Source organism: Streptomyces similanensis (genome assembly GCF_039543625.1).
GTDB lineage: Bacteria > Actinomycetota > Actinomycetes > Streptomycetales > Streptomycetaceae > Streptomyces > Streptomyces similanensis.
Genome location: NZ_BAABKC010000056.1, coordinates 1 through 23,886 on the forward strand (window position 1 = coordinate 1; position 23,886 = coordinate 23,886).

Genomic DNA, 23,886 nt, shown 5'->3' on the forward strand with positions numbered 1-23,886 from the left:
CCGAGGATCGCTCATGTGGTTGAAGCACCTCACCTCAACCACATGATCCGAACCTCAAACAGCCCCTAGTACGGGTTGTACATCCAGGCCGAGGTGTGGCACTTCTTCTTCGTGCAGATCTCGACGCGCATGCCGACCAGCGGCTCCTCACCCTTGAAGAGCTTGTTCAGCCAGGGCTGAGCGCCCTTCTTGCACCCCCAGGTGTTCTTGCGCCAAGGGCCCTTCCACACGTAGGACTTCTGGTTGGCGTAGCTCCACTGGCCGGCGTGGATACGCATCTTGGGACCGTCGGCGTCGCACTTGGTGTCGCGGACGGACATGCTGACGGACGCGCTGGTGCGGCCGGTGAAGGTGACGGTGGCGCTGCCGCACGCGCCGGTGAAGCACACGTCCTTGCGCTGCTTGGCGCCCGCCTTCAGCGCGGCCGCCTGCTGTGTGCCGACCGCGGCGTGGGAGGCGGCGGACGGCGCCGCCTGGGCCGGGGCGGCGGCGACGAGCGTTCCCCCGATGACGGCCGCCGACCCGAGCAGCGCCCATGTTTTCTGCGTACGCATCGCTGACTGCCTTTCCGTAGAGGCGCCGGGTGGTCGGCCCGGCAGGTGGTCGTCGCCGACAGTACGAAGAACTCACGAGCGCCGCGTCCGGTGAGGGGTGGAAACGGATCTGCACCCCCCGTCGTAGCCACCGAGTCCGTACACCCTGCGCCGTACGGTGCGGGGAGGAAGCTCGTCTGCCGTGGCCCGTCGTTCTCTTCGGTCTCCGGCGTCAGTACGCGGCCGACGGGTCCCCGGTCTCCTCGTCATCGGCCCCCTGGTGTTCCTCCACCAACTGCTCGATCTCCTGGGGAACCCAGTACAGCGCGTCCAGGACCAGACCCCACGCCCGGTCCCGCAGCTCCTGCGGCACCTCGCTCCCGATCTTCTCCGCGAGAGTGTCGATCCTGGAGTGGGCGTCATACTCGGTGCCCGTGGTCGGTGCGGTCACCACCGCATGCACCAGCCGGCCCACCCCGACCACCGCTCGGCCCACCTTGCCCAGCACCGAGCCCACGTCCATCTGCGCTCCCTCCCTTGGCGGTTGGCGTCCTGCCGCGGCGAGGACCACCTCAGTATGCGGAATCGGGCGGGTTGAGCCGCACGCCGCTGTCCGTGCGTGTGTGCTCGGGCCGTCGTCCGGTGTCCTCCGGACGACGGGTTCGGGAGAGGTCCGGTCCTCAGTGCCGGGGGCTGTCGTGGTCGAGTCGGTGCTCCTCGGCGGACAGCAGGTCCGCGGCGCGGCCTTCGAGGGCGTGGGCCATCCCGGTCGAGCGGGGCAGCATGGTCTTCTCGTAGGCGCGGAGGGCGTCGTCGACGCCGTCGGCGTGGACGAGGGCGAGGGCGAGGTCGCTGGCGTCGAGCATGGCGAGGTTGACGCCGACGCCGAGCGGGGGCATGAGGTGTGCGGCGTCGCCGAGCAGGGTCACTGTCGGGTTGTGCCGCCAGGTGTGGGGGACGGGCAGCGCGAAGATCGGGCGGTGCACGAAGACTTCGTCGTTGTGCGTGATCATCTGGCGCAGGCGCGGCGCCCAGTGGGCGTAGTGCTCCAGCAGCAGGGCCCGGATGCCGCCGGTGTCGTCGTCGGTCAGGCCGTGGGCGCCGATCCAGTCGGCGGGGAGGCGCTGGATGAGGTAGGCGCGGATGTGGTCGCCGCCGTTGCGCTGCGCGAACATGGCGCGTTCGCCGTCAGCGGCGTGGGCGCTGCCCTGTCCGACCAGGTCGGCGAGGTCGCGGTGGCGGTTGTCCACGTCGTTGAACCACGCTTCCAGGAAGCTGATCCCGGTGTAGGCGGGGAGGGCGGGCGAGAGGGCAGGCCGCACTCGGGAGAAGGCGCCGTCGGCTCCGATGACCAGGTCGGTTTCGACGGTGGCGCCGTCGGTGAAGTGCAGGTGCCGCGGTCCGTGGTCGGGGCCGCTGACGCGGTCGAGGGCGTGGCCCCACCGGACGGTGCCGGGCCGCAGGGAGTCCAGCAGCAGGTCGCGGAGCAGGCCGCGGTCGATTTCCGGCTTGAACAGCTCGTCCGGTTCGGGGACGAGGTGGCCGGTGAGGGCGCCGGAGACGTCGAACCGGCGCATCTCCTGTCCCTCGGGCCGGGACAGGCGGAGGAACGCGTCGAGCAGGCCGGCCTCGCGCAGGGCGATCTGGCCGTTGTCGGCGTGCAGATCCAGTGATCCGCCCTGGTTGCGGGCGTGCGGACCGGCGTCGCGGTCGTAGACGGTCACGGGGATGCCGTGCCGCTGGAGGATACGGGCGCAGGTCAGCCCACCGGGACCGGCGCCGATGACGCTGATCCGGGCGTGGGCAGGGGTGAGGGAGGGCATGGGCGTGTCCTTTCGCCGAGGAAGAGGGGCGCCGCGGGGCGGCTGCGAGGCGGCCGGCCGCCGGCCCCGGGGAACCGCATGCCGGGACCCGCGCGCCGGACGGCGGCGGTGAGCGCGATCGAGCAGGCGTTCGCACCGTGCCGGAAGGCACTCGTGGCAGGGCTCACGGGACGCCCGCCGAACCGGCCGGCCAGAAGTAGAGTACGCAAAAAAGTAGAATCTGAAAACCTAGAGACCGATTCCACCGTCGGGTACGCTCAGGACATGACCGAGCTCCCCCTCAGCCGTCGCGAACGCAAGAAGGCGCAGACCCGGCAGGCGATCGCCGACGCCGCACTCGACCTCTTCCTCGACCGTGGCTACGACCACGTGAGCATCCGCGACATCGCCGACGCGGCCGACGTCTCGACCGCCACGATCTTCAAGCACTTCCCCGGCAAGGAAGCCCTCGTCTTCGACCAGGAAGAGGACGTGGACGCGCAGCTGATCGCCGCGGTACGGCGGCGCGGCGATGGCCAGAGCATCCTCGACGCACTGCGACAGCACCTGATCGACACGTGGCTGCCCCTCGCCGCACACCCGCAGCGTCAGGACTTCGACGAGCTGGTCCAGTCCACGCCGGCGCTGCGCGCCTACGCCGAACGCATGTGGGCACGCCACACCGACACCCTGAGCGCGGCCATCGCCGACGAACTCGGCGTTCCCCACGACGACCTCGCCTGCCGCACGCTCGCCCGCTTCGTCCTCAACACCCCCGTCCTGTCCCAAGGGCAGGAGGACCGCCGGGCCGCCATCGACGAGGTCTTCGGCATCCTCACCCGCGGCTGGCAGCCGCCGAGCAGGCCGTAGCCGATCCGCAGGCGGCCGAGGCCGGCGGCCACCGGGACGGCCGACGACCTCGGCCGGCGGCCGCGTCCGTGACGCAGACGGCGACTACGGCCTGCGGCGCGCCGGCCGGCTCGTCACCGCCGGGACGGCGGGGTTCACCGCCGGGACAACGGCTTTCAGCCGTTGCGGCGTACGAGGGCGGCCTTGCGGGCCTCGGCGAGCTTGCGGGCCTCGCCGGCCTTGCGGGACTTGCCGCCGCTTCCGCGGGCGGGGTCCTTGGTGGTGCCGAGGCCGCGGAAGGGTGCGTTGGCGTTCTTGGGCCGGGGGACGGCGGGGCCGCCGTCGAGCGGGATGCCCGACGGAGCCTTGGCTCCGGTGATCCGGCTCAGTTCCGCCTCGCCCGAGCGCACCTTGGTGACGGCCGGCTCGACGCCGGCCTCGGCCAGGACGCGACTCGTCTCACGGCGCTGACCCGCCGGCACGAGCGTGACCACGCTGCCGGACTCACCGGCGCGCGCGGTGCGGCCGGCCCGGTGCACATAGTCCTTGGGGTCGGTGGGCGGGTCCACGTTGACCACGAGATCGAGGTCGTCGATGTGCAGGCCGCGGGCCGCGACGTCGGTCGCCACCAGAACGGTGATCTGGCCGCTCTTGAACTGCGCCAGGGTCCGTGTGCGCTGGGGCTGGGACTTGCCGCTGTGCAGGGCGCCGGCGTGCACCCCGCTGGCCCGCAGATGCCGGGTGAGCTGGTCGACGGCGTGCTTGGTGTCGAGGAACAGCAGGACGCGGCCGTCGCGGGCGGCGATCTCCGTGATGACGGCGTAGCGGTCGGGGCCGTGGACGACCAGAAGGTGGTGCCGCATCGTCGCGGCGGTGCCGGCGGACGGATCGACCGAGTGGACGGCGGGCTCGTGGAGGTACCGGCGGACGAGCTGGTCCACGTCATGATCGAGGGTGGCCGAGAAGAGCATCCGCTGACCGTCGGGGCGCACCTGGTCGAGCACCTCGACGACCTGCGGCAGGAACCCCAGGTCGGACATCTGGTCGGCCTCGTCCAGCACCGTGATCCTGACCCGTGCCAGGCGGCAGGCGTTGCGCTCGATCAGGTCGTGCAGACGTCCGGGGGTGGCGACGACCACCTCGGCTCCCTGGCGCAGCGCGGCGATCTGCCGGCCGATCGACATGCCGCCGACGACCGTGGCCATCCGCAGCCGCAGTGCCTCGGCGTACGGCGTCAGCGCCTCGGTGACCTGTTGGGCCAGTTCCCGGGTCGGCACGAGAATGAGCGCGAGGGGCTGCTTCGGCTCGGCGCGCCGGCCGGCCGTACGGGTCAGCAGCGGCAGACCGAAGGCGAGCGTCTTGCCCGATCCGGTGCGCCCGCGCCCCAGGACGTCGCGCCCCGCCAGGGCGTCGGGCAGTGCGGCGGCCTGGATCGGGAAGGGTTCGCGCACCCCGAGTCCGCTGAGGGTGCGCAGCACCACCTGCGGCAGGCCCAGACCGGCGAAGGAGACGGCCGCGGGCGGCGCCGGACGTGTGGTCGCCGCCTGGGCGGGGTCGCCGTGAGCGCTACGGGCGTCGTCGCGATGCTTCATGAACAGCCTTCCGCAGGGGGAACGTACCGAGGAAGGCCCGGCAGGACGGAACAGCCCACGCGGAAGCGGAACTGAACAGGCGGGATCGCCCACTGCGACGATCCGCAAACAAGAAACGCTAACACAAGACATGACAAGCGTCCCCCGCGAACCGGGGCGCCTGCTCACTCCGAGGCGATGTGAAACTCGAATTCCGGCCGGTCCCACGGCACGGCGGGCGGGTTCGCCGGCGCGGTTCCGGTCCGCACCGCACCGACGCGGTCGTAGAAGCCCTCGGCGGGAGGATGCGACACGACCTTGACACGGTGGAGCCCGGCGGCACGGGCCTCGGACTCCATGTGCGCGACGAGCAGCCGCCCGATGCCCCGTCCCTGCGCTTCGTCGGCGACGAACAGCAGGTCGAGCTCCGGCGGATCGAGGACGAGCGAGTAGAACCCGAGAACCCGGCCCGCGTTCTCGACGGCATCGACGGCATCGACGGCATCGACGGCCACGAAGGTGCGGTGGGCCTCGATGTAATCAGGCCCGACCCGGTAGTCGGCGACCGCGGCCGCGTACTTGCCGTCGTAGGCGGCCGAGCCGCGCACGAGCCGCGTGAGCCGTCGGGCGTCCCGCGCGACGGCCCTCCGTATCGTGACCGACCGGCCGAGCGGGGAAGTGCGTGAACTCATCGGGAGAGTATTTCGCACCCGGGTGCGCCTTTCCGCGGCGGGCCGGCCGCTCGGGCAGGCGTTCCCGCGCCGCGCCCGGGGGCCGCTCGCCCGGGTCCCGGTCGGCCCCGCCTCGCCCGGCAGGGTCAGCGGATGCGTTCGAGGCGGGTCAGCGGGTGCGTTCGTAGTGGCGCCGGACCTTCTCGCGGTTGCCGCAGACGGCCATGGAGCACCAGCGGGCCCGGTTGGCGCGGCTGCGGTCGAGCAGGAACAGCCGGCACTCGGCGTTGGCGCAGGGGCGCAGCCGGCCGGGCAGTCGCTCTTCGGTGGCGGCCCAGGCGAGGACCATCTCGACGGCCAGCCGGGCGTGCGGGGGCGTTCTGACCGTCCACCGCAGACCCTCCGCAGTGATCGACGGGGTCTGGTGGACCCCGTCGAGCAGCGGACTCAACACGGCCGGTGAGCACTCTCCGCGCACGACGTTCCCCAGGGCGTCCCGCGCCTCGCGCAGCAGCGCCAGTTCCGCGAGGGTGCCCTCACCGCCGTGCTCCCGCGCCCAGCGCCTGCCCCCGGCCGGGTCGCCGAGCGCGTCCCGCTCCTCGCCGTCGACCAGCGGCCTGCTGTTGAGCAGGTCCAGCAGCGCGTCCATCGGACACCACTCCTTCTAACCGGACTGGATCGTTTGACAGGTTAGCTCACCGCGTGCTTGCATGACAGGGAACTAACCGCATCAGGCATGTGAAGGGGTTAGACATGAGCTCGGTGCACCACCGGACCGCCACCGTCGGCGGCCACGAGATCTTCTACCGCGAAGCCGGCCCCGCCGACGCCCCCGCGATCGTCCTGCTGCACGGCTACCCGACCAGCTCGTTCATGTTCCGCGAACTCATCCCGCTGCTGGCCGACGACTACCACGTCATCGCACCGGACCACCTCGGCTTCGGCCACTCCGCCGCCCCCGGCGCGGAGGAGTTCGCCTACACCTTCGACGCCCTCGCCACACTCACCTCCGAACTGCTCGACCAGCTGGGCCTGGACCGCTACGCCCTCTACGTCCAGGACTACGGCGCGCCCATCGGATGGCGCCTCGCGCTCGAACACCCCGAGCGGATCTCCGCCCTCGTCACCCAGAACGGCAACGGCTACGAGGACGGCTTCGTCGAGTCGTTCTGGGCCGACGTCTGGGCCTACGGCGCGAACCCCGGCCCCGCCACCGAGAGCGCCGTCCGCGCCGCGCTGGGCATCGACGCCATCCGCTGGCAGTACGTGCACGGCGTGCCCGACCCGAGTCTGGTCAGCCCGGATACCTGGGAGCACGACTTCGCCCTCGTCTCCCGCGAGGGCAACGACGAGATCCAGCTCGCGCTGTTCCGCGACTACCGGAACAACCGCCCGCTCTACCCGCTGCTGCACGAGTTCCTGCGCACCAGCGAGGTCCCGGTGCTCGCCGTGTGGGGCCGCAACGACGAGATCTTCGGCCCGGCCGGCGCGCGGGCCTTCGCCCGCGACGCCGAGGACGCCGAGGTGCACCTCGTCGACGGCGGCCACTTCCTGCTGGAGAGCCACCTGGACGTCGTCGCCGGCTACCTGCGCGGTTTCCTCGGGCGCGTGCTGGCGGATCAGGGTCCGGTCACACGAAAGCGCTGATGCCGGTGGCGGCGCGGCCGACGATGAGCGCGTTCATGTCCCGGGTGCCCTCGTAGGAGTAGAGCGCCTCGGCGTCCGCCCAGAACCGGGCCACCTCGTGGTCGAGCAGGATGCCGTTGCCGCCGAGGATCTCCCGGGCGTGCGCGACGACTTCGCGGACCCGGCTGGTGCTGAACATCTTGGCCATCGACGCCTGCTGGTCGGTGAGCCGGCCGGCGTCCTGGAGCTGCGCCGCCCGAACGTTCATGGCCTGGCAGGCGGTGATGTCGGCGAGCATGCGGGCCAGTTGGTCCTGGACGAGCTGGAAGGCGGCGATCGGCTTGCCGAACTGCTCACGCTCCAGGGCGTAGGCCCGGGCCGCCTCGTAGGCGCCCATGGCGCAGCCGACCGCGTTCCAGGAGACGCCGAGCCGGGTGGAGCGCAGCACCTTGGCGGTGTCCTTGAAGGAGTGCGCCTCCTGGAGCCGGTCGGTCTCGGGGACCCGGACGTCGCGCAGGTCGATCTCCGCGTTCTGCACGCTGCGCAGCGAGACCTTGCCCTCGATGCGGTGGGGGGTGAAGCCGGGGGCGCCCTTCTCCACGACGAAGCCCTTGACCTCGCCGTCGGCCTCGTCCTTGGCCCAGACCACCACGAGATCGGCGAAGGTGGCGTTGCCGATCCACTTCTTGCGGCCGTTGAGGATCCAGGTGTCGCCCTCGCGGCGGGCGGTGGTGGTCAGGCCGCGCGCGGTGGCGGAGCCGACGTCGGGCTCGGTGAGGGCGAAGGCGGCCAGCTTCTCCCAGCGCAGCATGGCGGGGATCCAGCGCTGTTTCTGCTCCTCGCTGCCGCACTGCATGACCGTGGCGATGCCGAGTCCGCTGTGCACGCCGTAGAAGGTGGCGAACGAGGGATCGACGCGGGCGAGTTCCATGCTGGCCAGGCCGGCGACCAGCGCGCCCCTGCCGGGCGCGCCATAGCCGCTGAACTGGAGTCCGGCGATGTCCAGTTCGGGGAGCTGTGCGATCAACTGGTGCGGGAACTCGCCGCGTTCCCAGTACTCGTCGGCGATGGGCGCGACGTTCTCGCGGGCCCAGTCGCGGACGGCGGCGAGCCGTTCCCGGTCCTCGGGCGGCACCAGTTCGCCGATGTGGAAGAAGTCCGCCTCGACGGCGGCCGGATCGGCCGCGTGGATCCGCACGGCGGGCCGGGCGGCGGCGTCGTGCTCGTGGGCGGACTGGGAGTGCTCGGTCATGACGGCCCCTTCCGGGTCGGGGTGCGGCGGTCCGCGGGTGCTCCCGGCCGGTCCTGCCGCCCCGCGCGCGGGAGGCCGGTTCCGTCCAGAAGATCAGTGCAGACGGCAACTAGCGTGGCCGCGATCTTCCGCCGGAAACCTTCCGGGGCACGTCCTGTCCGTCACATCGCGAGAACGTCTCCGTGTGCGGCCGGCCGGGGCGGGCCTCAGGAGGGGCCGGCGCGGCGCGCGGACGGGTAGGCGTGGAAGCCCCGTCCGCTCTTGCGTCCGGTGTCGCCCGCCGCCACCAGCCGCGCCAGGAGCGGGCAGGGCCGGAAGCGGGGGTCGCCGGTGCAGTGGAGCAGGACCTCCAGGGTGTCCAGGACCGTGTCCAGACCGATGAGGTCGGCGGTGGCCAGCGGGCCCATCCGGTGGCCGAAGCAGGCACGGAAGATCTCGTCGACGCGTGCGGCGTCCGCGGTGCCCTCCTGCACGACGGTGGCCGCCTCGTTGACGGTGAGCATCAGCACCCGGTTGGACACGAACCCCGGGGCGTCGGACACCACGAGCGCCTTCTTGCCCAGGCCGGCCAGCAGTCCCAGCGTCCGGTCCATGGTCGGCCGGTCGGTCCGCGCCGTGCGGACGACCTCGACCGTGTCCGTCACCGGGGCGGGGTTCATGAAGTGCGTGCCCACGACCCGGCCGGGGTGTGCGGTGACCTCCGCCAGCCGGGTGACGGGGATCGCCGAGGTGCAGGAGGCCAGGACGGCGTCCGGCGGACAGCGGCGGTCCAGTTCCCGGAAGATCTCCTCCTTGACCGGGATCCGCTCCCGCGCGCACTCGATGACGAAAGCGACCGATCCCAGGTCGGCGAGGGTCGCGCTCCAGCGGACGGGGGGCGCGGAGCGCACGGTACCGGTACCGCGTGCGCTGCCGCTGCCGCTGCCGCTGCCGCTGCCGCTGCCGCTGCCGCTGCCGAGGAGGCTGCCCAGCCGCTGTGCCTGGCGCAGCCGGTGCGGCCCGGTGCCGAGGGCGGCCGGGTCGGTGTCGACCACCACGACCGGGTGCCCCGCCGAGACGAGGCACTGCGTGATGCCCAGGCCCATCACCCCCGCGCCCACGACCCCGACCGGGGCGCGTCCTTCGTCCGTCACGTCCGCCGCCTCCGCCGTGTCCGCCCCGCCCGTCATCGCCCGGCCCCTTCCTGTCCGTCCTGTGCGAGAACCACCCGGACGTGGCCGGACCGCGCCGGGCGCGGCCGTGCCGGGTCGACCGCCAGGACCATCCGGTCACCGTCCTGCTCCAGCACCTCGAAACCGGCGAAGCGCAAGGTCACCAGCATGGCCTGGTTGACGGGGGTGGTCACGAAGTGGGCGACCGGACGCCGTCCGGCCGCCAGGGCGCGGGCCACCAGGTGTTCCAGGAGTACGCCGCCGGCTCCGCGGGACAGCACCCGGCAGGAGGTGAGCAGCAGCAGGAGCACGGCGTCGGCGCCGGTCAGCTCCGAGACGGTGAGCCCGATCGTGCCGTACGAGCCGAAGCGGTCGCGCAGGGCGGCCACGAGCACCTCGTGACGCGGTGAGCGGCACAGCCGGCGCAGCTCCGACAGGTCGAAGGTGACTCCCGTGGTGTTCAACTGATGGGTGCGCACGGTCAGTTCCCGGGCGCGCTCCAAGTCCGCCTCGCCTGCCCGCCGTACGGTCATCACCAGGTCGAGCGAGGCCAGGAAGTCGCCCCTCGTCCCGGGGAACTCCCGCTCCGCGTCGCCGCGTCGCCGCTCGACGCGGTAGAGGTCGCGCCGGCCGCGCGCCTCCTCGGTGACGGGGCCGGTGCGGAACTCCGCCAGCAGGGCCAGGCCGCCGACCTGGTCGGCGCGGTAGCAGCGCACCTGGGGCAGGGCGGAGGCGACCTCGGACCGCTCGGCGGGGTCGTTGTCCACGAAGGCCACGGCGTCCAGGGGCATGCCGAGGGCGTCGGCGATGCGCCGTACGGCGTCGGACTTGCTGCCCCAGCCGATCTCCACCCGGGAGAACCACGTGTCCAGTCCGAGCGCGGCCAGGTGGGCGGTGGACGCGGCGCGGTCGCCCCGGCCGGCGACGGCGTGCAGGACACCGCGCCGGTCCAGGGTCTGGAGGGCGCGGACGGCGGGTGCGAAGGGCGGCGGCCGGTCGCCCTCCAGCACCACGCCGTCCCACAAGGTGTCGTCCAGGTCCCACACCAGGCACTTGACCGTGGTCACCGCGGTGTCCCCACGGCCGCCGTACGCGCGACGGCGGGCCGCGCCCCGGCGTGTTCACGCGGTGCGTGTTCGCGCGGTGCGTGTTCGCGCAGGGCGAGGTCGCCCATCCTCACCTCCGCGGCCAGCTCGGCCCCCTCGATGATCTGCATGATCCGCGCGTCCCGGAAGAAGCGGCCCACCGTGCTGCCGGGCGCGCAGCCGCCCGCCCCCAGCAGCTGGACGGCGTCCTGGCTGACCTCGGCCGCGGTGCGCGCGGCGGTGTACTTGGCGACGACGGTGTCGGTCAGGGCGGCCGGTGTGCCGTCCTGCCGGGAGACGGCCGCGCCCAGGCATACGGCGCGGGCGGCGGCGACGGCGGCCAGTGCGCGCCCGAGGGCGGCCCGGACGGCCTGGTGGTCGCTGAGCCGGACTCCGTCCTGCTCGCGGGCCGCGGTGTGCCGGGCGGCCAGTTCCAGACAGGCCCCGGCCATTCCCACGCAGCCCCAGGCGATGGTGAAGCGCCCGTGGTCGAGGGCGGTGCCGACGACGTGGGACAGTCCGAATCCGGCGGGCGCCACCTGGTCCCGAGCGGGCACGCGCACCGCGTCGAAACGGACGTGGGCCACGTGGGCGGCGCGCAGGCCGAGTTGGCCGCGCACCGGTTCGACCGAGACGCCGGGGCCGCCGGCCTCGACCACGACGGTGGCCGGCTTGCCGTCGAGTCGGGCGAGGACCAGGAAGACGTCGGCGCTCTCCCCGAAGCTGACCCACTTCTTGGCGCCGTCCAGGACCAGATCGCCGCCGTCACGGCGCAAGGTGGCGGCCACCGCGCCCAGTTCGGTTCCGGCGCCGTCCTCGGTGGCGGCGAAGGCGGCCAGCCGCTCGCCCCGGACCAGTGCGGGCAGCAGGCGGGCCCGCTGTTCGTCCGTCCCCCACCGGGACAGCGCGGCGGCGACCATGCCCTGGACGGTCACCGCGCTGCGCAGCGCCGTGCACACCCCGCCGAGGCGGGCGCACAGCGCGCCCAGCGCGGCCGGGGTGAGACCCTGTCCGCCGTGGCGTGCCGGCAGGTCGGCGGCCAGCAGCCCGGCGCGGCCCAGTGCGCGGATCAGGCCGTCGGGCAGCCGCTGCGCCCGGTCCCAGTCGTCGGCGTGTGCCCGCAGCCGGGCGGCGGCGTCCCGGTCCCCGGAGCCGGTGGCCAGGCGGGCGAGATCCGTGCCGTCCCATTCAGCCATCCCCCGCTCCTCCCGGACGTCGTTCGACCGTCGCACCGGCGCGTTTGCGGCGTACGAAGGCGGCGGTCCGGCCCAGGGTCCGGAAGTTGTCGAGATCGAGGTCTTCCACGGCGATCTCGACGCGGAAGTGCTGTTCCACGAAGGTGACCAGTTCGAGCGCGAACAACGAATCCGCATTTCCCCGGAGGAAATAATCTTCGTCCGTCCGGAAGTCGGTCCCCGGAAAAACCTGGCCGAAAAAGTTCCTCAGCTCCGCGAGGACGTCGTCGGGCGCAGGATCACCTGATGGTTGATCTTTCACACGGCCTCCCGGAAAGGATCGACACGGAACGATCACCGCGGATCATGGGAAACCCCGGCGCGCACCATAATGGAGAGGGGGTGGCCATGGTCGTCAATACCCTCGCCCGCGACACCGCATTGCCGCACCGCGGTGTCGTTGTTAATATCCCGCATCTGACACCGGAGTCCCGGCCGTTCCGGGTGCGGTGCCAGAAAGCGGTGGACGACACCGCTGTCTTCGGAAAACCGCGCCACCCCGCACGTTTCGCACGTTTCGCAGACTGAACTGTGCACGGCCGGACGGGAAGGCGTCGCATGCACGGACGGGACGGGGACGGCCGGCTGCTGGACGATCTCTTCGCCGCACAGGCCGCGCGGACGCCCGGGGCGACGGCACTCGTGTGCGGGGACGCCCGGCTCACCTTCGCCGAACTGGACACCCAGGTAGCGGAGTTGGCCGTGCTGTTGGCCGGTCACGGCGTCCGCCCGGAGGCGCCGGTCGCCCTGTGCCTGGAGCGGGGCCCGGACCTGATCGCCGGGACACTGGCCGTCCTGCGCGCGGGCGGCGTGCTGGTGCCGCTGGATCCCGGGCACCCCGCTCAGCGGCTGGCCGAACTGCTCGCGGACTCCGGTGCCTTGCTCGTCCTCACCGACCGGGAGGCGGCGCGCCCACTGCCCGCGCACGGACCGGCCCGGCTGTACACCGACGAGGCGGACAGTCCGGGGGGCGCGGGAAGGCCAGGCGGCGCGGGAAGTCCGGGCGGCGGCGCGGACAGGCCGGGCGGCGCGGGGCCAGGACCCGGGGCCCCGGTGCGCCCGCTTCCGGCGAACGCCGCCTGTCTCATGTACACCTCGGGCTCCTCGGGCCGCCCCAAAGGCGTCGTGATCCCGCACGCCAACCTGGTCAACCTCCACCTCGACTACCTCGCCCGGTGCGTCGGGCCGACGGTGCGGGCGGCCGGGGGCAGACGGCTGCGGGTGGCCCACACGCTGCCGGCCGCCTTCGACGCCTCCTGGGCGCCCCTGATGTGGCTGGTGGCGGGCCACGAACTGCACGTCGTCGATTCGCTGACCCGGGACGACCCCGAAGCCCTGGCCGACCTGTGCGCCCGCTCCCGGCTGGACGTGCTCGACGACACCCCGTCCCGGCTGCGGCTGCTGCTGCGCGCGGGCCTGCTGTCCGGGGGCGGTCACCGGCCGCTCGACGTCACCGCGGGCGGCGAGGCCCTGGACACGGCGCTCTGCGCGGAACTGGCCCGCGCCGACGGGGTCGTCTGCCGCAACACCTACGGCCCGACCGAGGCCACCGTGGACGCGCTGAGCTGGCGCGTCCGCCCGGGCGCCGGGCCGCTGATCGGGCGGCCGGTGGCCGGTGCGCGCGAGCGGGTGCTGGACCGGGACCTGCGGCCGGTGGCCGCCGGAGAGACCGGCGAGCTGTGGCTGGCGGGCCCCGGCCTCGCCCGTGGCTACCACGGCCGGCCGGGGTGGACCGCGCGGAGCTTCACCGCCGACCCCTTCGGCCCGCCCGGCTCCCGGATGTACCGCACCGGCGACCTGGTGCGCCGCCAGGCCGACGGGCAGCTGGAGTTCCTGGGCCGCGCGGACGACCAGGTGAAGATCTCCGGGGCCAGGGTCGAGCCGCGCGAGGTGGAAGCGGCGCTGGAGCGGCACCCCGGGGTCGAGCGGGCCGTCGTCGTCGGCGCCACCCGTTCCGACGGCCGGCCCTTCCTCGCGGCCTACGCGGTGCTCTCCCCCGCCCACCGGCAGACGGAGGCACCCGGTGGGGGTGCCGACGCCCACCGGAAGGCGGAGGCACCCGGTGCCGAAGCCTCCGCCCACCGGGAGGCGAAGGCACCCGATGCGGAGGCCGACGCCCACCGAGAGACGGAGGCACCGGACACGGACGCCCCCACCCACCGAGAGGCGAAGGCACCGGACACGGACGCCCCCACCCACCGAGAGGCAGAGGCACCGGACACGGACGCCCCCGCCCACCGGGAGACGGAGACGCCCGACCCCGCCGCCCTGCGCGCCTTCCTCGCCGCCGTGCTGCCGCGGCACGCGCTCCCGGCCGCGCTGGTCGTCCTCGACCGGCTGCCGCTGCTGCCCGGCGGCAAGGTGGACCGGCGGGCCCTGCCACCGGCCCGGCCCGGTTCCGACCGCGCCCCTGTGCCGCCGCGCACCGCCGACGAACGGCTCCTGGCCGGAGTCTGGGAACGCGTCCTGCGCGTCGAGCGCGTCGGTGTGCACGACGACTTCCTGGCGCTCGGCGGTGACTCGATCCTCGCCATGCAGATCGTCTCCGAGGTCCGCCGCAGCGAGGAGGCCGCCGGCCGGATGGCGGCGCTGCGCGCCCGGGCACTGTTCGACCACCCCACGATCGCGACCCTCGCCGCGGCCCTGGACGCCGGCCGGGCGGCCGATCCCGGGCAACGGCACCCCGGCCCCGCCCCCGCGCCCGCTGCCCCCGTCACCCGGCGACCCCACCACGGCCGCACCCTGCCCCTGTCACCCGCCCAGCGCCGCCTGTGGTACCTCGCTCAACTGCGGCCGGGATCGACGGAGTACAACACCGCGACCGGCTTCCGGCTGCGCGGCGACCTGGACGCGGCCGCGCTCGGCGCCGCCCTGGACGCCCTGGCCGCCCGGCACGAACCGTTGCGCACCACCTTCCACACCGTCGACGGCGAAGGGGTGCAGCGGGTCGGCGCACCCCGACCGGTGCCGGTCGGGACGGTGGACCTCACCGGCCTTCCGGAGGCCGACCGGGCCGCCGCCGAGGACCGCGCCGTACGCGGGGAGCTGGGCCGGGCCTTCGACCTGGAGCACGGGCCGCCGCTGCGCGTGCTCGTGGTGCGCCGGGACGCCGACGACCACCTCCTCGTCCTGCACCAGCACCACCTGGTCACCGACGGTTGGTCGGTCGGAGTCCTCACCGAGGAACTGGGCGCCCTGTACTCGGCCGCGCTGCGCGGCGAGCGGGCCCGGCTCCCGCCGCTCGCGCTCCGGTACGCGGACCACGCCGTACGGCAGGCGGAGCGCGCGGCGGCGCCGGAACGGGAGGCGTCCCTCGCCCACTGGCGGCGACGGCTGGCCGGCCTCGTACCGCTGGAGCTGCCGACGGACCGGCCACGGCCCGCCGTGCGCGCCGCCGCCGGCGCGGTGCACCGCTTCCTGGTGCCCGCGGAGCTGACCGCCCGGCTGACGGAGGTGGGCCGGGCCGTGGGAGCGACGCCGTTCATGGTGCTGACGGCGGCGCTCCACGTGCTGCTCGCCCGGACCTGCGGGCGCCAGGACATCGCGCTCGCGACCGTGCTCTCCGGCCGGGACCGGGTCGAACTGGAGCCGCTGGCGGGCTTCTTCGCGCACACCGTCGTGCTGCGTTCACAGGCCGAGCCCGCTCTGCCCTTCGACGGCTTCCTGCGGGCGGTGCGGTCCACGGTGCTGGACGCCTTCACCCACGGCGAGGTCCCCTACGACGAGGTGGTCCGGGCCGTGCGCCCGGAGCGCGACGCCAGCCGTTCCCCGCTGGCCCAGGTCGCCCTGGTGCTCCAGAACGCGCCGCGCCCCGGACTGCGGATGGCCGGCCTGCGCGCCGAGGACGCCGAACTCCCGGACCTGACCTCGCTGTTCGACATGACCTGGGAGTTCGAACCGCGGCAGGGCGCGTTGGCCGGAACGGTGCAGTACGACACCGATCTCTTCGACCCCGCGACGCCCGCCCGGCTGGCGGACCGGCTCGGCGTGCTGCTCGCCGGCATCGCGGACGACCCCGGTCGGCCCCTGGACCGGCTTCCTCTGCTGCCGGCCGCGGAGGCGCGCCAACTGGCCCGCTGGAGCGCCGGCGAGGCCGCCGACCTGCCGGAGACCACGGTGCACGCGCTCGTGGCCGAGCAGGTCCGCCTGCGGCCCGAGGCGGTGGCGCTGTCGTACGGTGGCGCCCGGCTGACCTACGCCGAGCTGGCGGCCCGCGCGGACCGGCTGGCCGCCGCGCTGGGCGCGCACGGCGCCGGTCCGGGCAGCGTCGTCGGGGTGCTGCTGGAGCGCGGCGCCGATCTCGTCGTGAGCCTGCTGGCGGTGCTGCGGTCGGGCGCCGCCTACCTGCCGCTCGACCCCGGCGATCCCGCCGGGCGGTCGGCGTTCCTGCTCGCCGACTCCGGGGCCGCTCTGGTCCTCACCCGCGCCGGGCTGCGCGACCGGCTGCCCGCCGACGGCCTCCGGACGCTGTGCGTCGACGACGCGCCGAGCCCGGCGCCGGCCGCCTCCCCCGCCCGCGCGCACCGTGCCGGCCCGCGCGATCTGGCCTGCGTGTTCTACACGTCGGGTTCCACCGGCTCCCCCAAGGGGGTGCTGGTCGAGCACCGCGCGGTGGTACGGCTGTGCCGGGCGCCGTCGCTGCGGGCCGCGCCCGGGGACGTGCTGGCGCACGCGGCCACGCCGTCCTTCGACGCGGCCACCTACGAGATCTGGGGGGCGCTGGCCAACGGCGCGCGGCTCGCCGTGCGGCCGCCCGGGGTGCCGTCGGTGCAGGAGCTGCGGGAGTTCCTGACGGCCGAGCGGGTGACCGCGCTGTGGCTGACCGCCGGGCTCTTCCACGAGGTCGCCGACGCCGATCCGGGGGCGCTCGGCGGACTGCGGCGGCTGATCGCCGGCGGCGACGTGCTCTCGCCCGCGCACTGCGCGGCGGTCCTGGCGGCGTGCCCGGACCTGGAGCTGGTCAACGGCTACGGGCCCACCGAGGGCACCACCTTCACCACCTGGCACCGGGTGACGCCGCGGGACACCGCCCGCTCGGTGCCGATCGGACGGCCGCTCGCGGCGACCCGCTGCCATGTCGTGGACGCCCGGATGCGGCCCGTCCCGGTCGGGGTGGCCGGCGAGCTGCTCGTCGGCGGCGCCGGACTGGCCCGCGGCTACCTCGGCCGGCCGGGCCTGACGGCGTCCCGGTTCGTCGCCGATCCGGGACTCGGCGACGGCCCGCCCGGCGGCCGGCTGTACCGGACCGGGGACCTGGTGCGGCTGCGCGGTGACGGCGCCCTCGAATTCCTCGGCCGGCTGGACGCGCAGGTGAAGATCCGGGGCTTCCGGGCGGAGCCCGGGGAGGTGGAGGCCGCCCTGACCCGCGATCCGTCCGTCGCGGAGGCGGTGGTCACGGCCCGCAGCGACGGGGGCCACCGCCATCTGGTCGCCTACGTCACCGGGCGGCCCGGCGGTCCCGTGCCGACGGCCGCCGCCCTGCGGGCCCGGCTGGAGCGGACCGTACCGGGCCATCTGGTGCCCGCCCGGTACGTCGTACTGGACCGGCTGCCGCTCACCGCGCACGGCAAGGTGGACCACCGGGCGCTGCCCGCTCCGGTGCGGGCGGCCCGGCCCGCCCGCACCCCGCCGCGCGGCCCGGTCGAGGAGGCGCTGTGCCGGGTGTGGTCCGAGGTGCTCGGCGTCGACCGGGTCGGCGCCGACGACAACTTCTTCGACCTGGGCGGCGACTCCATCCTCAGCATCCGGGCGGTGGCGGCTGCTCGGGCGGCCGGGATCCGGATCACCGTCGAGGACGTCCTGCTGCGCCAGACCGTCGCCCGGCTCGCCGCGACCGTCGCCTCCGGGCCGCCGCCGCGCCCGCCGGCCGCGCCCGCGCCGGGGCCGGTGCCGCTGACGCCGGTGCAGCACTGGTTCCGGGAGACGGTCGGCGCCGGCCACCGCCCGTTCAACCAGTGGATCGACGTCGAACTCGCCGACGGGGTGCGCCCCGAGGCGCTGCGCCGTGCCGTCGCCGCGGTGGCCCGCCGGCACGGCGCCTGGCGGCTGCGGTTCTCCCGCGACGGGCTGGGCCAGCACACCGTCGGCGACGACGCGGGCGACGGCCTCGTCCTCCACCACCGCGACCTGTCCCCGCTCGGCCCGGCGGCGCAGGACCGCGCCATGGCATCGGAGACCGCGCGGGCTCAGAGCGGACTGCGCCCGGACCGGGGGCCGTTGGGCCGCGCCGTGCTGTTCTCGCTCGGCCCGCACCGTCCGGCCCGGCTCTTCGTGACGGTCCACCACCTGGTGATCGACGCGGTGTCGTGGCAGGTGCTGCTGGCCGAACTGGACCGCGCCCACGGGCAGGCGGCATCCGGCACGCCCGTCGACCTCGGGCCGCCGCCCGCCTCCTTCCAGGACTGGGCACACCGGCTGGCGGAGTACACGGCGGACGGCGGGTTCGATCCGGAGGCCGCGTACTGGTCCCGTACGGCCGGCCGGGTGCACGCCGGCCTCCCTCGGGATCTGGACGGCGTAGAAGCCCCCGGCGACGAACGGGCGGTGACCGTGCGGCTCGGCGCCGCGTGGACCGAGGCGCTGCTGCGGGACGTGCCGCGGGCGTACCGCACCCAGGTCAACGACGTGCTGCTGGCCGCGCTGACGCATGTCCTGGCCCGCTGGAGCGGCCGGGGCGAGGTGGCGATCGCCCTGGAGGGACACGGCCGGGAGGCGAGCGCCCTGGGCGGCGGGCTGGACCTGTCCGGCGCGCTGGGCTGGTTCACCACCCTCTTCCCCGTCGTGCTGGAAGTGCCCGGCACGCCGGGCTGGGGAGCGCTGCTGAAGTCCGTGAAGGAGCAGCTGCGCGCCGTGCCGCACCGGGGCGTCGGGTACGGGGCGCTGCGCCATCTGCGGCCCGGGACGTCCGGCGGGCGACCACTTCCGGACCACGCGGAACCGCCGGTGAGCTTCAACTACCTGGGCCGCTTGACGCCTTCGGACGCCTCCGGCCCCCTCTTCGCCCGGCCTCCCGGGCGGTTCGAGCTGTTCGGCGGCGACCGTGGCGCGCGCACGCGCCCGCTGGACGTCACGGCGCTGGTCGCGGACGGGCAGCTGGAGTTCACCTGGCACCATTCGGCCGCGCGGCACCGCGAGGAGACCGTGCGGCGCCTCGCCGAGGAGGTGCTGGAGGCGCTGCGCGCGATCGTCCGCCACTGCGCCGGGCCCGACTCCGGTGGCGCCACCCCGTCGGACTTCCCGCTCGCCGGTCTGGAGCAGGCCGAGGTGGACCGGCTGGTGGGCGACGGACGCACGGTGCGGGACCTGCTCCCGCTCACCCCCGTGCAGAGCGGCATGCTCTTCCACCACCTGTCCGCCCCGGACGCGGGTGTCTACCTGGAGCAGGTGCACCTCGACGTGCGGGGCGTGCCCGATCCGGACGCGCTGGCCCGTGCCTGGCAGGAAACCGTGGAGCGGACGCCGGAGCTGCGGGCCGCCGTGGTGTGGGCCGACGCGGGCCGCCCCCTGCTGGCCGTGCACCGGCACTGCGTGCTGCCCCTCGCCCACCACGACTGGCGTGCGCTGTCCCCGGCGCGACAGCGGGAGCGGCTGCGGGACTTGCTGGCCGCCGACCGCGCCGCGCCGCCGGCCCTGGACCGGCCGCCCCTGATGCGGCTGGCCCTGGTCCGGCTGACCGGAGACCGGGTGCGCGTGGTGTGGACGTTCCACCATGTGCTGCTGGACGGCTGGAGCGTCTTCCACGTCCTGGCCGACGTGCTGGCCCGGCACGCCGACCCCGCCACCGTCCTGCCGGCGCGGCCCGCGTCCGCCGAGTACCCGCGCCGGCTGGCGGCCCGGGACGCGTCCGCCGCGGCCGGGCACTGGCGCGCGCGCCTGTCCGGGCTGCGCGCGGTCACCCCGCTGCCCTTCGACCGGCCGCCCGCACGCGCCCACCGCACCCGGGCGGACACCGTCGTGGACGTCCGGCTGACCGCCGCCGCCTCGGCCGAGCTGTACGACTTCGCCCGCCGGCACCGGGTGACGGTGAACGCCGTCGTCCAGGGCATGTGGGCGGTGCTGCTGTGGCAGTACGGCGGTGTGACGGACGTGTGCTTCGGGGCGACCGTCTCCGGACGGACCCCGGACGTACCCGGTGTCGAGGCCATGATCGGCATGTTCGTCAACACCGTGCCGGTACGGGTGCGCACCGACCCGGAGGCTGAACTGGCCCCGTGGCTGGCGGAGCTGCACGCCGAGCGGATCGCGGACCGGCGCCACGACCACGTCGCCCTGACCTCCCTGCCGCGTCCCGGCGGCCGGCCGGGCGGCGCCGCCCTGTTCGACAGCATCGTCGTGTTCGAGAACTACCCGGTGGACACGGCCGCGTTCGCCGCGCTCGGCGCCGACCTGGCCGGGCTGGGCGCGGTGGAGGTGACCAACTACCCGCTCAACGTGGTCGTCTCCGCCGCCGAGGTGCTGGCGCTGCGGCTGGTGTACGACCCGGCCCTGTTCGACGCGGACACCTGCCAGGCCGTGGCCGGCCATCTGGTGGCCCTGCTGACCGCGGCGCCCGGCGCGGCCCGCCGCCCGCTCTCCGCGCTGCCGTCGCCGCCCGGCGCCGGCCGGACCTGGGCGCCTCCGGCCGTACCCGAGCCCCGGGCGGCGGCCGGACCGGCCGGCCACGTGGCGCCGCGCACCCACGTCGAACGCACCCTGGTCGGCATCCTCTCCGAGGTCCTGGGCCGGGAACGGGTGGGTGTGCACGACGACTTCTTCGACCTCGGCGGCGACTCGCTGCTGAGCGTGCGCGTCACCTCGCGCATCCGTGCCGAACTGGGCGTGGACGTCCACCCCCGCGACGTATTCGACCACCCCACCGCCGCCCTCCTCGCCCGCGCCCTGCCCGACACACGTGCCCTTCCCGACACCCCCGCCCTTCCCGACACCCCCGCGCTTCCCGACACCCCCGCGCTTCCCGACGGCCAGGCCCTGCCCGACCGGCGCCCGGCCGCCGCCGCTCCGGACACCGGCGCCCGTGCCGGGCGCTCCCGCCTCTCCCCCGGCCAGCAGCGGCTGTGGTACCTGTACGAACTCGCCCCGAACAGCGCCGAGTACAACTCCGTACTGCCGCTGCGGCTGCACGGCAGGCTCGACCTCGGCGCACTGGACACGGCCCTCACCGTGCTCGCCGAGCGCCACGAGGTGCTGCGCGCCACCTTCGACGGGACCCACCAGCACGTCCACCCGCCCGCCCCGGTGACGGCACGGGTGACGGATCTGTCGGCACTGCCCCCGGACGCCCGGGCGCGGGAACTGGCGCGGTTGCTGCGGGTGTTCACCACCGAACCCTTCGACCTGCGGCACGGCCCGCTGCTGCGGGCCCGGCTGCTGCGACTCGGCGAGGACACCCATGTCCTGCACCTGGCGACCCACCACATCGCCTGCGACGGCTGGTCGATGGCGGTCCTGCTGGCCGACCTGACGGCCGGCTACACGGCGGCCGTCCAGAAGCGGTCTCCCGACCTCGCGCAACTGCCAGTGCGGTACGCCGACTTCGCCGAGCGGCAGCGGCGCCGGGCCGGCCCGGACGCCGAGGCGGGCCTGGCGTACTGGCGTCGACGCCTGGCCGGCGCGACCCCGCTGGACCTGCCCCTGGACCGGGCCCGCCCGGCGGCCTGGGACCCGGCGGGACGCACCGAACGGCTGACGGTGGACGCCGAGTCCACCCGGCGGCTGCGCGCGCTGGGGGCCGGCGGCGACACCACCTTGTTCACGGTCCTGACGGCGGCCGTGCAACTGGTCCTCGCCCGCTCCTGCGCGCAGGACGACGTCCCGGTGGCCACCGTCGTCGCCGGACGCGACCGCGTCGAGTACGAGGGGCTGGTCGGCTTCTTCGTGAACACCGTGGTGCTGCGCACCCGGGTCGACGAGGCGTTGTCCTTCACCGGACTGCTCGCCCGGGTCCGGGCCGGCGCGCTGGCGGCCTTCGACCACGCGGACACGCCGTTCGAGCAGGTGGTCGCCGCTCTCGGACAGAGCGGGGAGCTGGGCCGTCCGGCGCTGAGCCGGGTCGCGGTGGTGCTGCACAACACCCCGGCGGCGCGGACCGCTCCGCCCGGGCTCCGGGTGACGGAGGAGGACGTCGACGTCCCGGCCGCCCAGTTCGACCTCGCCTTCGAGTTCCGTGTCCGTGACGGGGAACTGCTGGCCGAACTGCGCTACCGCACCTGCCTGTTCGACCCGGAGACCGTCGCCGGGATCGGCCGCCGTCTGCGCGCCGTACTCGACGCCGCCGTCGCCGCCCCCGACGTTCCGCTGCACCGCTTCCCGTTGACGGACGCGGCGCGGCGGCGTGCGCTCACCGCGCCCGGTCCCCGGCCGGCCGGTGGTCCCGGAGGCGGCACGGTGACCGAGCTGTTCGACGCCGTCGTCCGGCGCGCGCCGAACGCCCCGGCGCTGCGGGTGCGGGGCCGGACGACGAGCTACGGCGAGCTGGACCGCCGGGCCCGTGCGCTCGCCGCCCGGCTGACGGCCTCGGGTGTGCGGCGCGGCGATCGGGTCCGGGTCGTGCTGCCGCCCGGCGCCGAGGCCGTCACCGCGTTCGTCGCGCTCGCCCGGATCGGGGCGGCCTGCCTCAGTGCCGAACCGGACGCCCCGGCCGGGCGGCTGGCCGCCGTCGCGGCCGATTCCGGCGCCGTGCTGCTGCTGGACGCCGACAGCGAACTGCCTCCCGCGCGGCCCGGCGCCTCGCCGCCCGCGCCGCCGCCCGGCCCGGACGATCCGCTGGCCGTCGTGCACACCTCCGGCTCCACGGGGCGTCCCAAGGGCGTCGTTCTCACCCACGGCGGTGTGGTAAACCTGCTGGCCGGCTACGCCGACGCCTTTCCCGCCCGCTCCGGCGAACGGCACGGGCAGGTCGCCGACCTGTCCTTCGACGCCTCCGTGGGCGAGGTCTGGGGCGCGCTGTGCCGGGGGGCGTGTCTGTGCGTCGCCGAGCCCGCGCTGCGCCGCGACCCGCGCGCGCTGGGCCGCTGGGTGGCCGAGGAGGGGCTGACGCTGTGCTTCTTCCCCACCGCCGTCGGGGAGCGGCTGTTCGCGGACGACGCCCTGGCCGGCGCCCACCGGCTGCGCCATGTGCTGCTCGGCGGGGAGCGGCTGACCCGGCTGCCGGCCGGGCCGGTGCCGTTCACCGTGGTCAACGGGTACGGTCCTGCCGAGGCGACGGTCTTCGCCACCTGGTGCGACACGAGCGGCCTGCCGGTCACCGAGCCACCGCCGATCGGCCGTCCCCTGCCGGATGTCCGGGCGTACGTCCTGGACCGGTGGCTGCGGCCCGTGCCGCCCGGGGTGACCGGCGAGCTGTACCTCGCCGGGCCGGGCGTGGCGCAGGGCTATCTGGGCGCGCCCGGAGAGACCGCCCGGCGGTTCGTGGCGGACCCGTTCGCGCCCGCCCCCGGCGGCCGGATGTACCGCACCGGCGATCTGGCGCGCCGCCGCGCCGACGGGCTCCTCGACCATCGCGGCCGCGGCGACCGGCAGGTCAAGGTCAGCGGGGTGCGGGTGGAACTGGACGAGATCGAGCACCTGCTCGCGCGGTACCCCGGGGTGAGCGAGGCGGCCGTGATCGCCGTCCCCGGGAGCGACGGCCGCCTCGGCTTCCGGGCCTTCGTGACGGGTGGCGCTGTGCACGGCGGCGAGCTGCGCGCGTGGCTGGGACACCATCTGCCGCGCGCGGCGGTGCCGGGCTCGGTCACCGTGCTGGACGCGCTGCCGCGGCTGCCGTCCGGCAAGACCGACCGGCGAGCACTGGCCGCCCGGGGAGCACCGGCGCACATGGCCGCGACACCCTCGGACCGGCCGCCGGGCACGCCCGCCGAAAAGGCGGTGGCCGGCGCCTGGGCGGCGCTGCTGGGGCGGGACGTGCCGGACGTGCGGGAGAAGTTCTTCGACGCGGGCGGCACCTCCCTGCAACTGGTCGACCTGCGAGGGCGGTTGGAGGAGATGTCCGGGCGGGAACTGTCCGTCGTCCAACTCCTCGAACACCCGACGGTCGAGGCCATGGCACGGCTGGTGGACGAGGGCGCCGGCGGCACCCGTACCGCCGGGCACGACCTGTGACGGGCGCGCCGGGGC

The 23,886-nt window shown here is 74.8% G+C and carries 15 protein-coding genes; 4 read left to right on the plus strand and 11 right to left on the minus strand.

Annotation, left to right across the window (positions count from 1 at the left end):
• Positions 1-65: 65 nt before the first annotated feature.
• From ABEB07_RS19645 to ABEB07_RS19655, 3 genes are all read right to left on the minus strand, one after another.
• Complete coding sequence (locus tag ABEB07_RS19645; RefSeq protein WP_176146667.1) at positions 66-554, minus strand: hypothetical protein; 489 nt, start codon at positions 552-554, stop codon at positions 66-68.
• Between the two features lie 211 nt (positions 555-765).
• Positions 766-1,056: a hypothetical protein gene (locus ABEB07_RS19650; protein WP_345669515.1), complete on the minus strand. Its 291-nt coding sequence runs from the start codon at positions 1,054-1,056 to the stop codon at positions 766-768.
• A 157-nt stretch (positions 1,057-1,213) separates the two neighbouring features.
• Positions 1,214-2,356 carry an FAD-dependent oxidoreductase gene (locus tag ABEB07_RS19655; protein ID WP_345669516.1) on the minus strand — a complete coding sequence of 381 codons (1,143 nt, stop codon included), beginning with the start codon at positions 2,354-2,356 and terminating at the stop codon, positions 1,214-1,216.
• Between the two features lie 264 nt (positions 2,357-2,620).
• Between ABEB07_RS19655 and ABEB07_RS19660 the strand changes: the two genes are divergently transcribed.
• The gene (locus tag ABEB07_RS19660; protein ID WP_345669517.1) at positions 2,621-3,205 is read left to right on the plus strand and encodes a TetR/AcrR family transcriptional regulator; all 585 of its coding nucleotides are present in this window, start codon (positions 2,621-2,623) and stop codon (positions 3,203-3,205) included.
• Positions 3,206-3,360: 155 nt separating this feature from the next.
• On the opposite strand, the gene ABEB07_RS19665 is transcribed toward ABEB07_RS19660, so the two are convergent.
• The 3 genes from ABEB07_RS19665 to ABEB07_RS19675 form a co-directional block, all read right to left on the minus strand.
• Entirely contained in the window at positions 3,361-4,776 is a 1,416-nt protein-coding gene (locus ABEB07_RS19665) for a DEAD/DEAH box helicase (protein ID WP_345669518.1), read from the minus strand.
• A 164-nt stretch (positions 4,777-4,940) separates the two neighbouring features.
• Positions 4,941-5,447 carry a GNAT family N-acetyltransferase gene (locus tag ABEB07_RS19670; RefSeq protein ID WP_345669519.1) on the minus strand — a complete coding sequence of 169 codons (507 nt, stop codon included), beginning with the start codon at positions 5,445-5,447 and terminating at the stop codon, positions 4,941-4,943.
• Positions 5,448-5,595: 148 nt separating this feature from the next.
• Complete coding sequence (locus ABEB07_RS19675; RefSeq protein WP_345669520.1) at positions 5,596-6,075, minus strand: CGNR zinc finger domain-containing protein; 480 nt, start codon at positions 6,073-6,075, stop codon at positions 5,596-5,598.
• Between the two features lie 104 nt (positions 6,076-6,179).
• Here ABEB07_RS19675 and ABEB07_RS19680 point away from each other — a divergent pair, with 104 nt between their 5' ends.
• Positions 6,180-7,073, plus strand: coding sequence for an alpha/beta fold hydrolase (locus ABEB07_RS19680; RefSeq protein ID WP_345669521.1), 894 nt, complete (start codon positions 6,180-6,182; stop codon positions 7,071-7,073).
• Here the strand turns inward: ABEB07_RS19680 and ABEB07_RS19685 are convergent.
• The 5 genes from ABEB07_RS19685 to ABEB07_RS19705 all read right to left on the minus strand — a co-directional run bounded on the left by ABEB07_RS19685 (position 7,057) and on the right by ABEB07_RS19705 (position 12,037).
• Positions 7,057-8,304, minus strand: coding sequence for an acyl-CoA dehydrogenase family protein (locus ABEB07_RS19685; protein ID WP_345669522.1), 1,248 nt, complete (start codon positions 8,302-8,304; stop codon positions 7,057-7,059). The two genes, ABEB07_RS19680 and ABEB07_RS19685, sit on opposite strands and share 17 nt — an antisense overlap.
• A gap of 206 nt (positions 8,305-8,510) precedes the next feature.
• Positions 8,511-9,473, minus strand: coding sequence for a 3-hydroxyacyl-CoA dehydrogenase family protein (locus ABEB07_RS19690; protein WP_345669523.1), 963 nt, complete (start codon positions 9,471-9,473; stop codon positions 8,511-8,513).
• Positions 9,470-10,522: an HAD-IIIC family phosphatase gene (locus tag ABEB07_RS19695; RefSeq protein ID WP_345669524.1), complete on the minus strand. Its 1,053-nt coding sequence runs from the start codon at positions 10,520-10,522 to the stop codon at positions 9,470-9,472. The genes ABEB07_RS19690 and ABEB07_RS19695 overlap by 4 nt, the downstream gene beginning before the upstream one ends.
• Positions 10,519-11,736 (minus strand): acyl-CoA dehydrogenase family protein, encoded by a 1,218-nt coding sequence (locus ABEB07_RS19700; protein ID WP_345669525.1) that lies wholly within the window; start codon positions 11,734-11,736, stop codon positions 10,519-10,521. The genes ABEB07_RS19695 and ABEB07_RS19700 overlap by 4 nt, the downstream gene beginning before the upstream one ends.
• Positions 11,729-12,037: an acyl carrier protein gene (locus ABEB07_RS19705; RefSeq protein WP_345669526.1), complete on the minus strand. Its 309-nt coding sequence runs from the start codon at positions 12,035-12,037 to the stop codon at positions 11,729-11,731. The genes ABEB07_RS19700 and ABEB07_RS19705 overlap by 8 nt, the downstream gene beginning before the upstream one ends.
• An 80-nt stretch (positions 12,038-12,117) precedes the next feature.
• Between ABEB07_RS19705 and ABEB07_RS19710 the strand changes: the two genes are divergently transcribed.
• Together ABEB07_RS19710 and ABEB07_RS19715 are read left to right on the plus strand one after the other, a co-directional pair.
• Positions 12,118-12,303, plus strand: coding sequence for a hypothetical protein (locus ABEB07_RS19710; RefSeq protein ID WP_345669527.1), 186 nt, complete (start codon positions 12,118-12,120; stop codon positions 12,301-12,303).
• Between the two features lie 30 nt (positions 12,304-12,333).
• Positions 12,334-23,871 carry an amino acid adenylation domain-containing protein gene (locus ABEB07_RS19715; RefSeq protein WP_345669529.1) on the plus strand — a complete coding sequence of 3,846 codons (11,538 nt, stop codon included), beginning with the start codon at positions 12,334-12,336 and terminating at the stop codon, positions 23,869-23,871.
• Positions 23,872-23,886 lie beyond the last annotated feature (15 nt).

Excerpts from the sequence above, each read along its gene's own strand:
- ABEB07_RS19645 (WP_176146667.1), bottom strand. The coding sequence starts at position 554 with ATGCGTACGCAGAAAACATGGGCGCTGCTCGGGTCGGCGGCCGTCATC.
- ABEB07_RS19650 (WP_345669515.1), bottom strand. The coding sequence starts at position 1,056 with ATGGACGTGGGCTCGGTGCTGGGCAAGGTGGGCCGAGCGGTGGTCGGG.
- ABEB07_RS19655 (WP_345669516.1), bottom strand. The coding sequence starts at position 2,356 with ATGCCCTCCCTCACCCCTGCCCACGCCCGGATCAGCGTCATCGGCGCC.
- ABEB07_RS19660 (WP_345669517.1), top strand. The coding sequence starts at position 2,621 with ATGACCGAGCTCCCCCTCAGCCGTCGCGAACGCAAGAAGGCGCAGACC.
- ABEB07_RS19665 (WP_345669518.1), bottom strand. The coding sequence starts at position 4,776 with ATGAAGCATCGCGACGACGCCCGTAGCGCTCACGGCGACCCCGCCCAG.
- ABEB07_RS19670 (WP_345669519.1), bottom strand. The coding sequence starts at position 5,447 with ATGAGTTCACGCACTTCCCCGCTCGGCCGGTCGGTCACGATACGGAGG.
- ABEB07_RS19675 (WP_345669520.1), bottom strand. The coding sequence starts at position 6,075 with ATGGACGCGCTGCTGGACCTGCTCAACAGCAGGCCGCTGGTCGACGGC.
- ABEB07_RS19680 (WP_345669521.1), top strand. The coding sequence starts at position 6,180 with ATGAGCTCGGTGCACCACCGGACCGCCACCGTCGGCGGCCACGAGATC.
- ABEB07_RS19685 (WP_345669522.1), bottom strand. The coding sequence starts at position 8,304 with ATGACCGAGCACTCCCAGTCCGCCCACGAGCACGACGCCGCCGCCCGG.
- ABEB07_RS19690 (WP_345669523.1), bottom strand. The coding sequence starts at position 9,473 with ATGACGGGCGGGGCGGACACGGCGGAGGCGGCGGACGTGACGGACGAA.
- ABEB07_RS19700 (WP_345669525.1), bottom strand. The coding sequence starts at position 11,736 with ATGGCTGAATGGGACGGCACGGATCTCGCCCGCCTGGCCACCGGCTCC.
- ABEB07_RS19715 (WP_345669529.1), top strand. The coding sequence starts at position 12,334 with ATGCACGGACGGGACGGGGACGGCCGGCTGCTGGACGATCTCTTCGCC.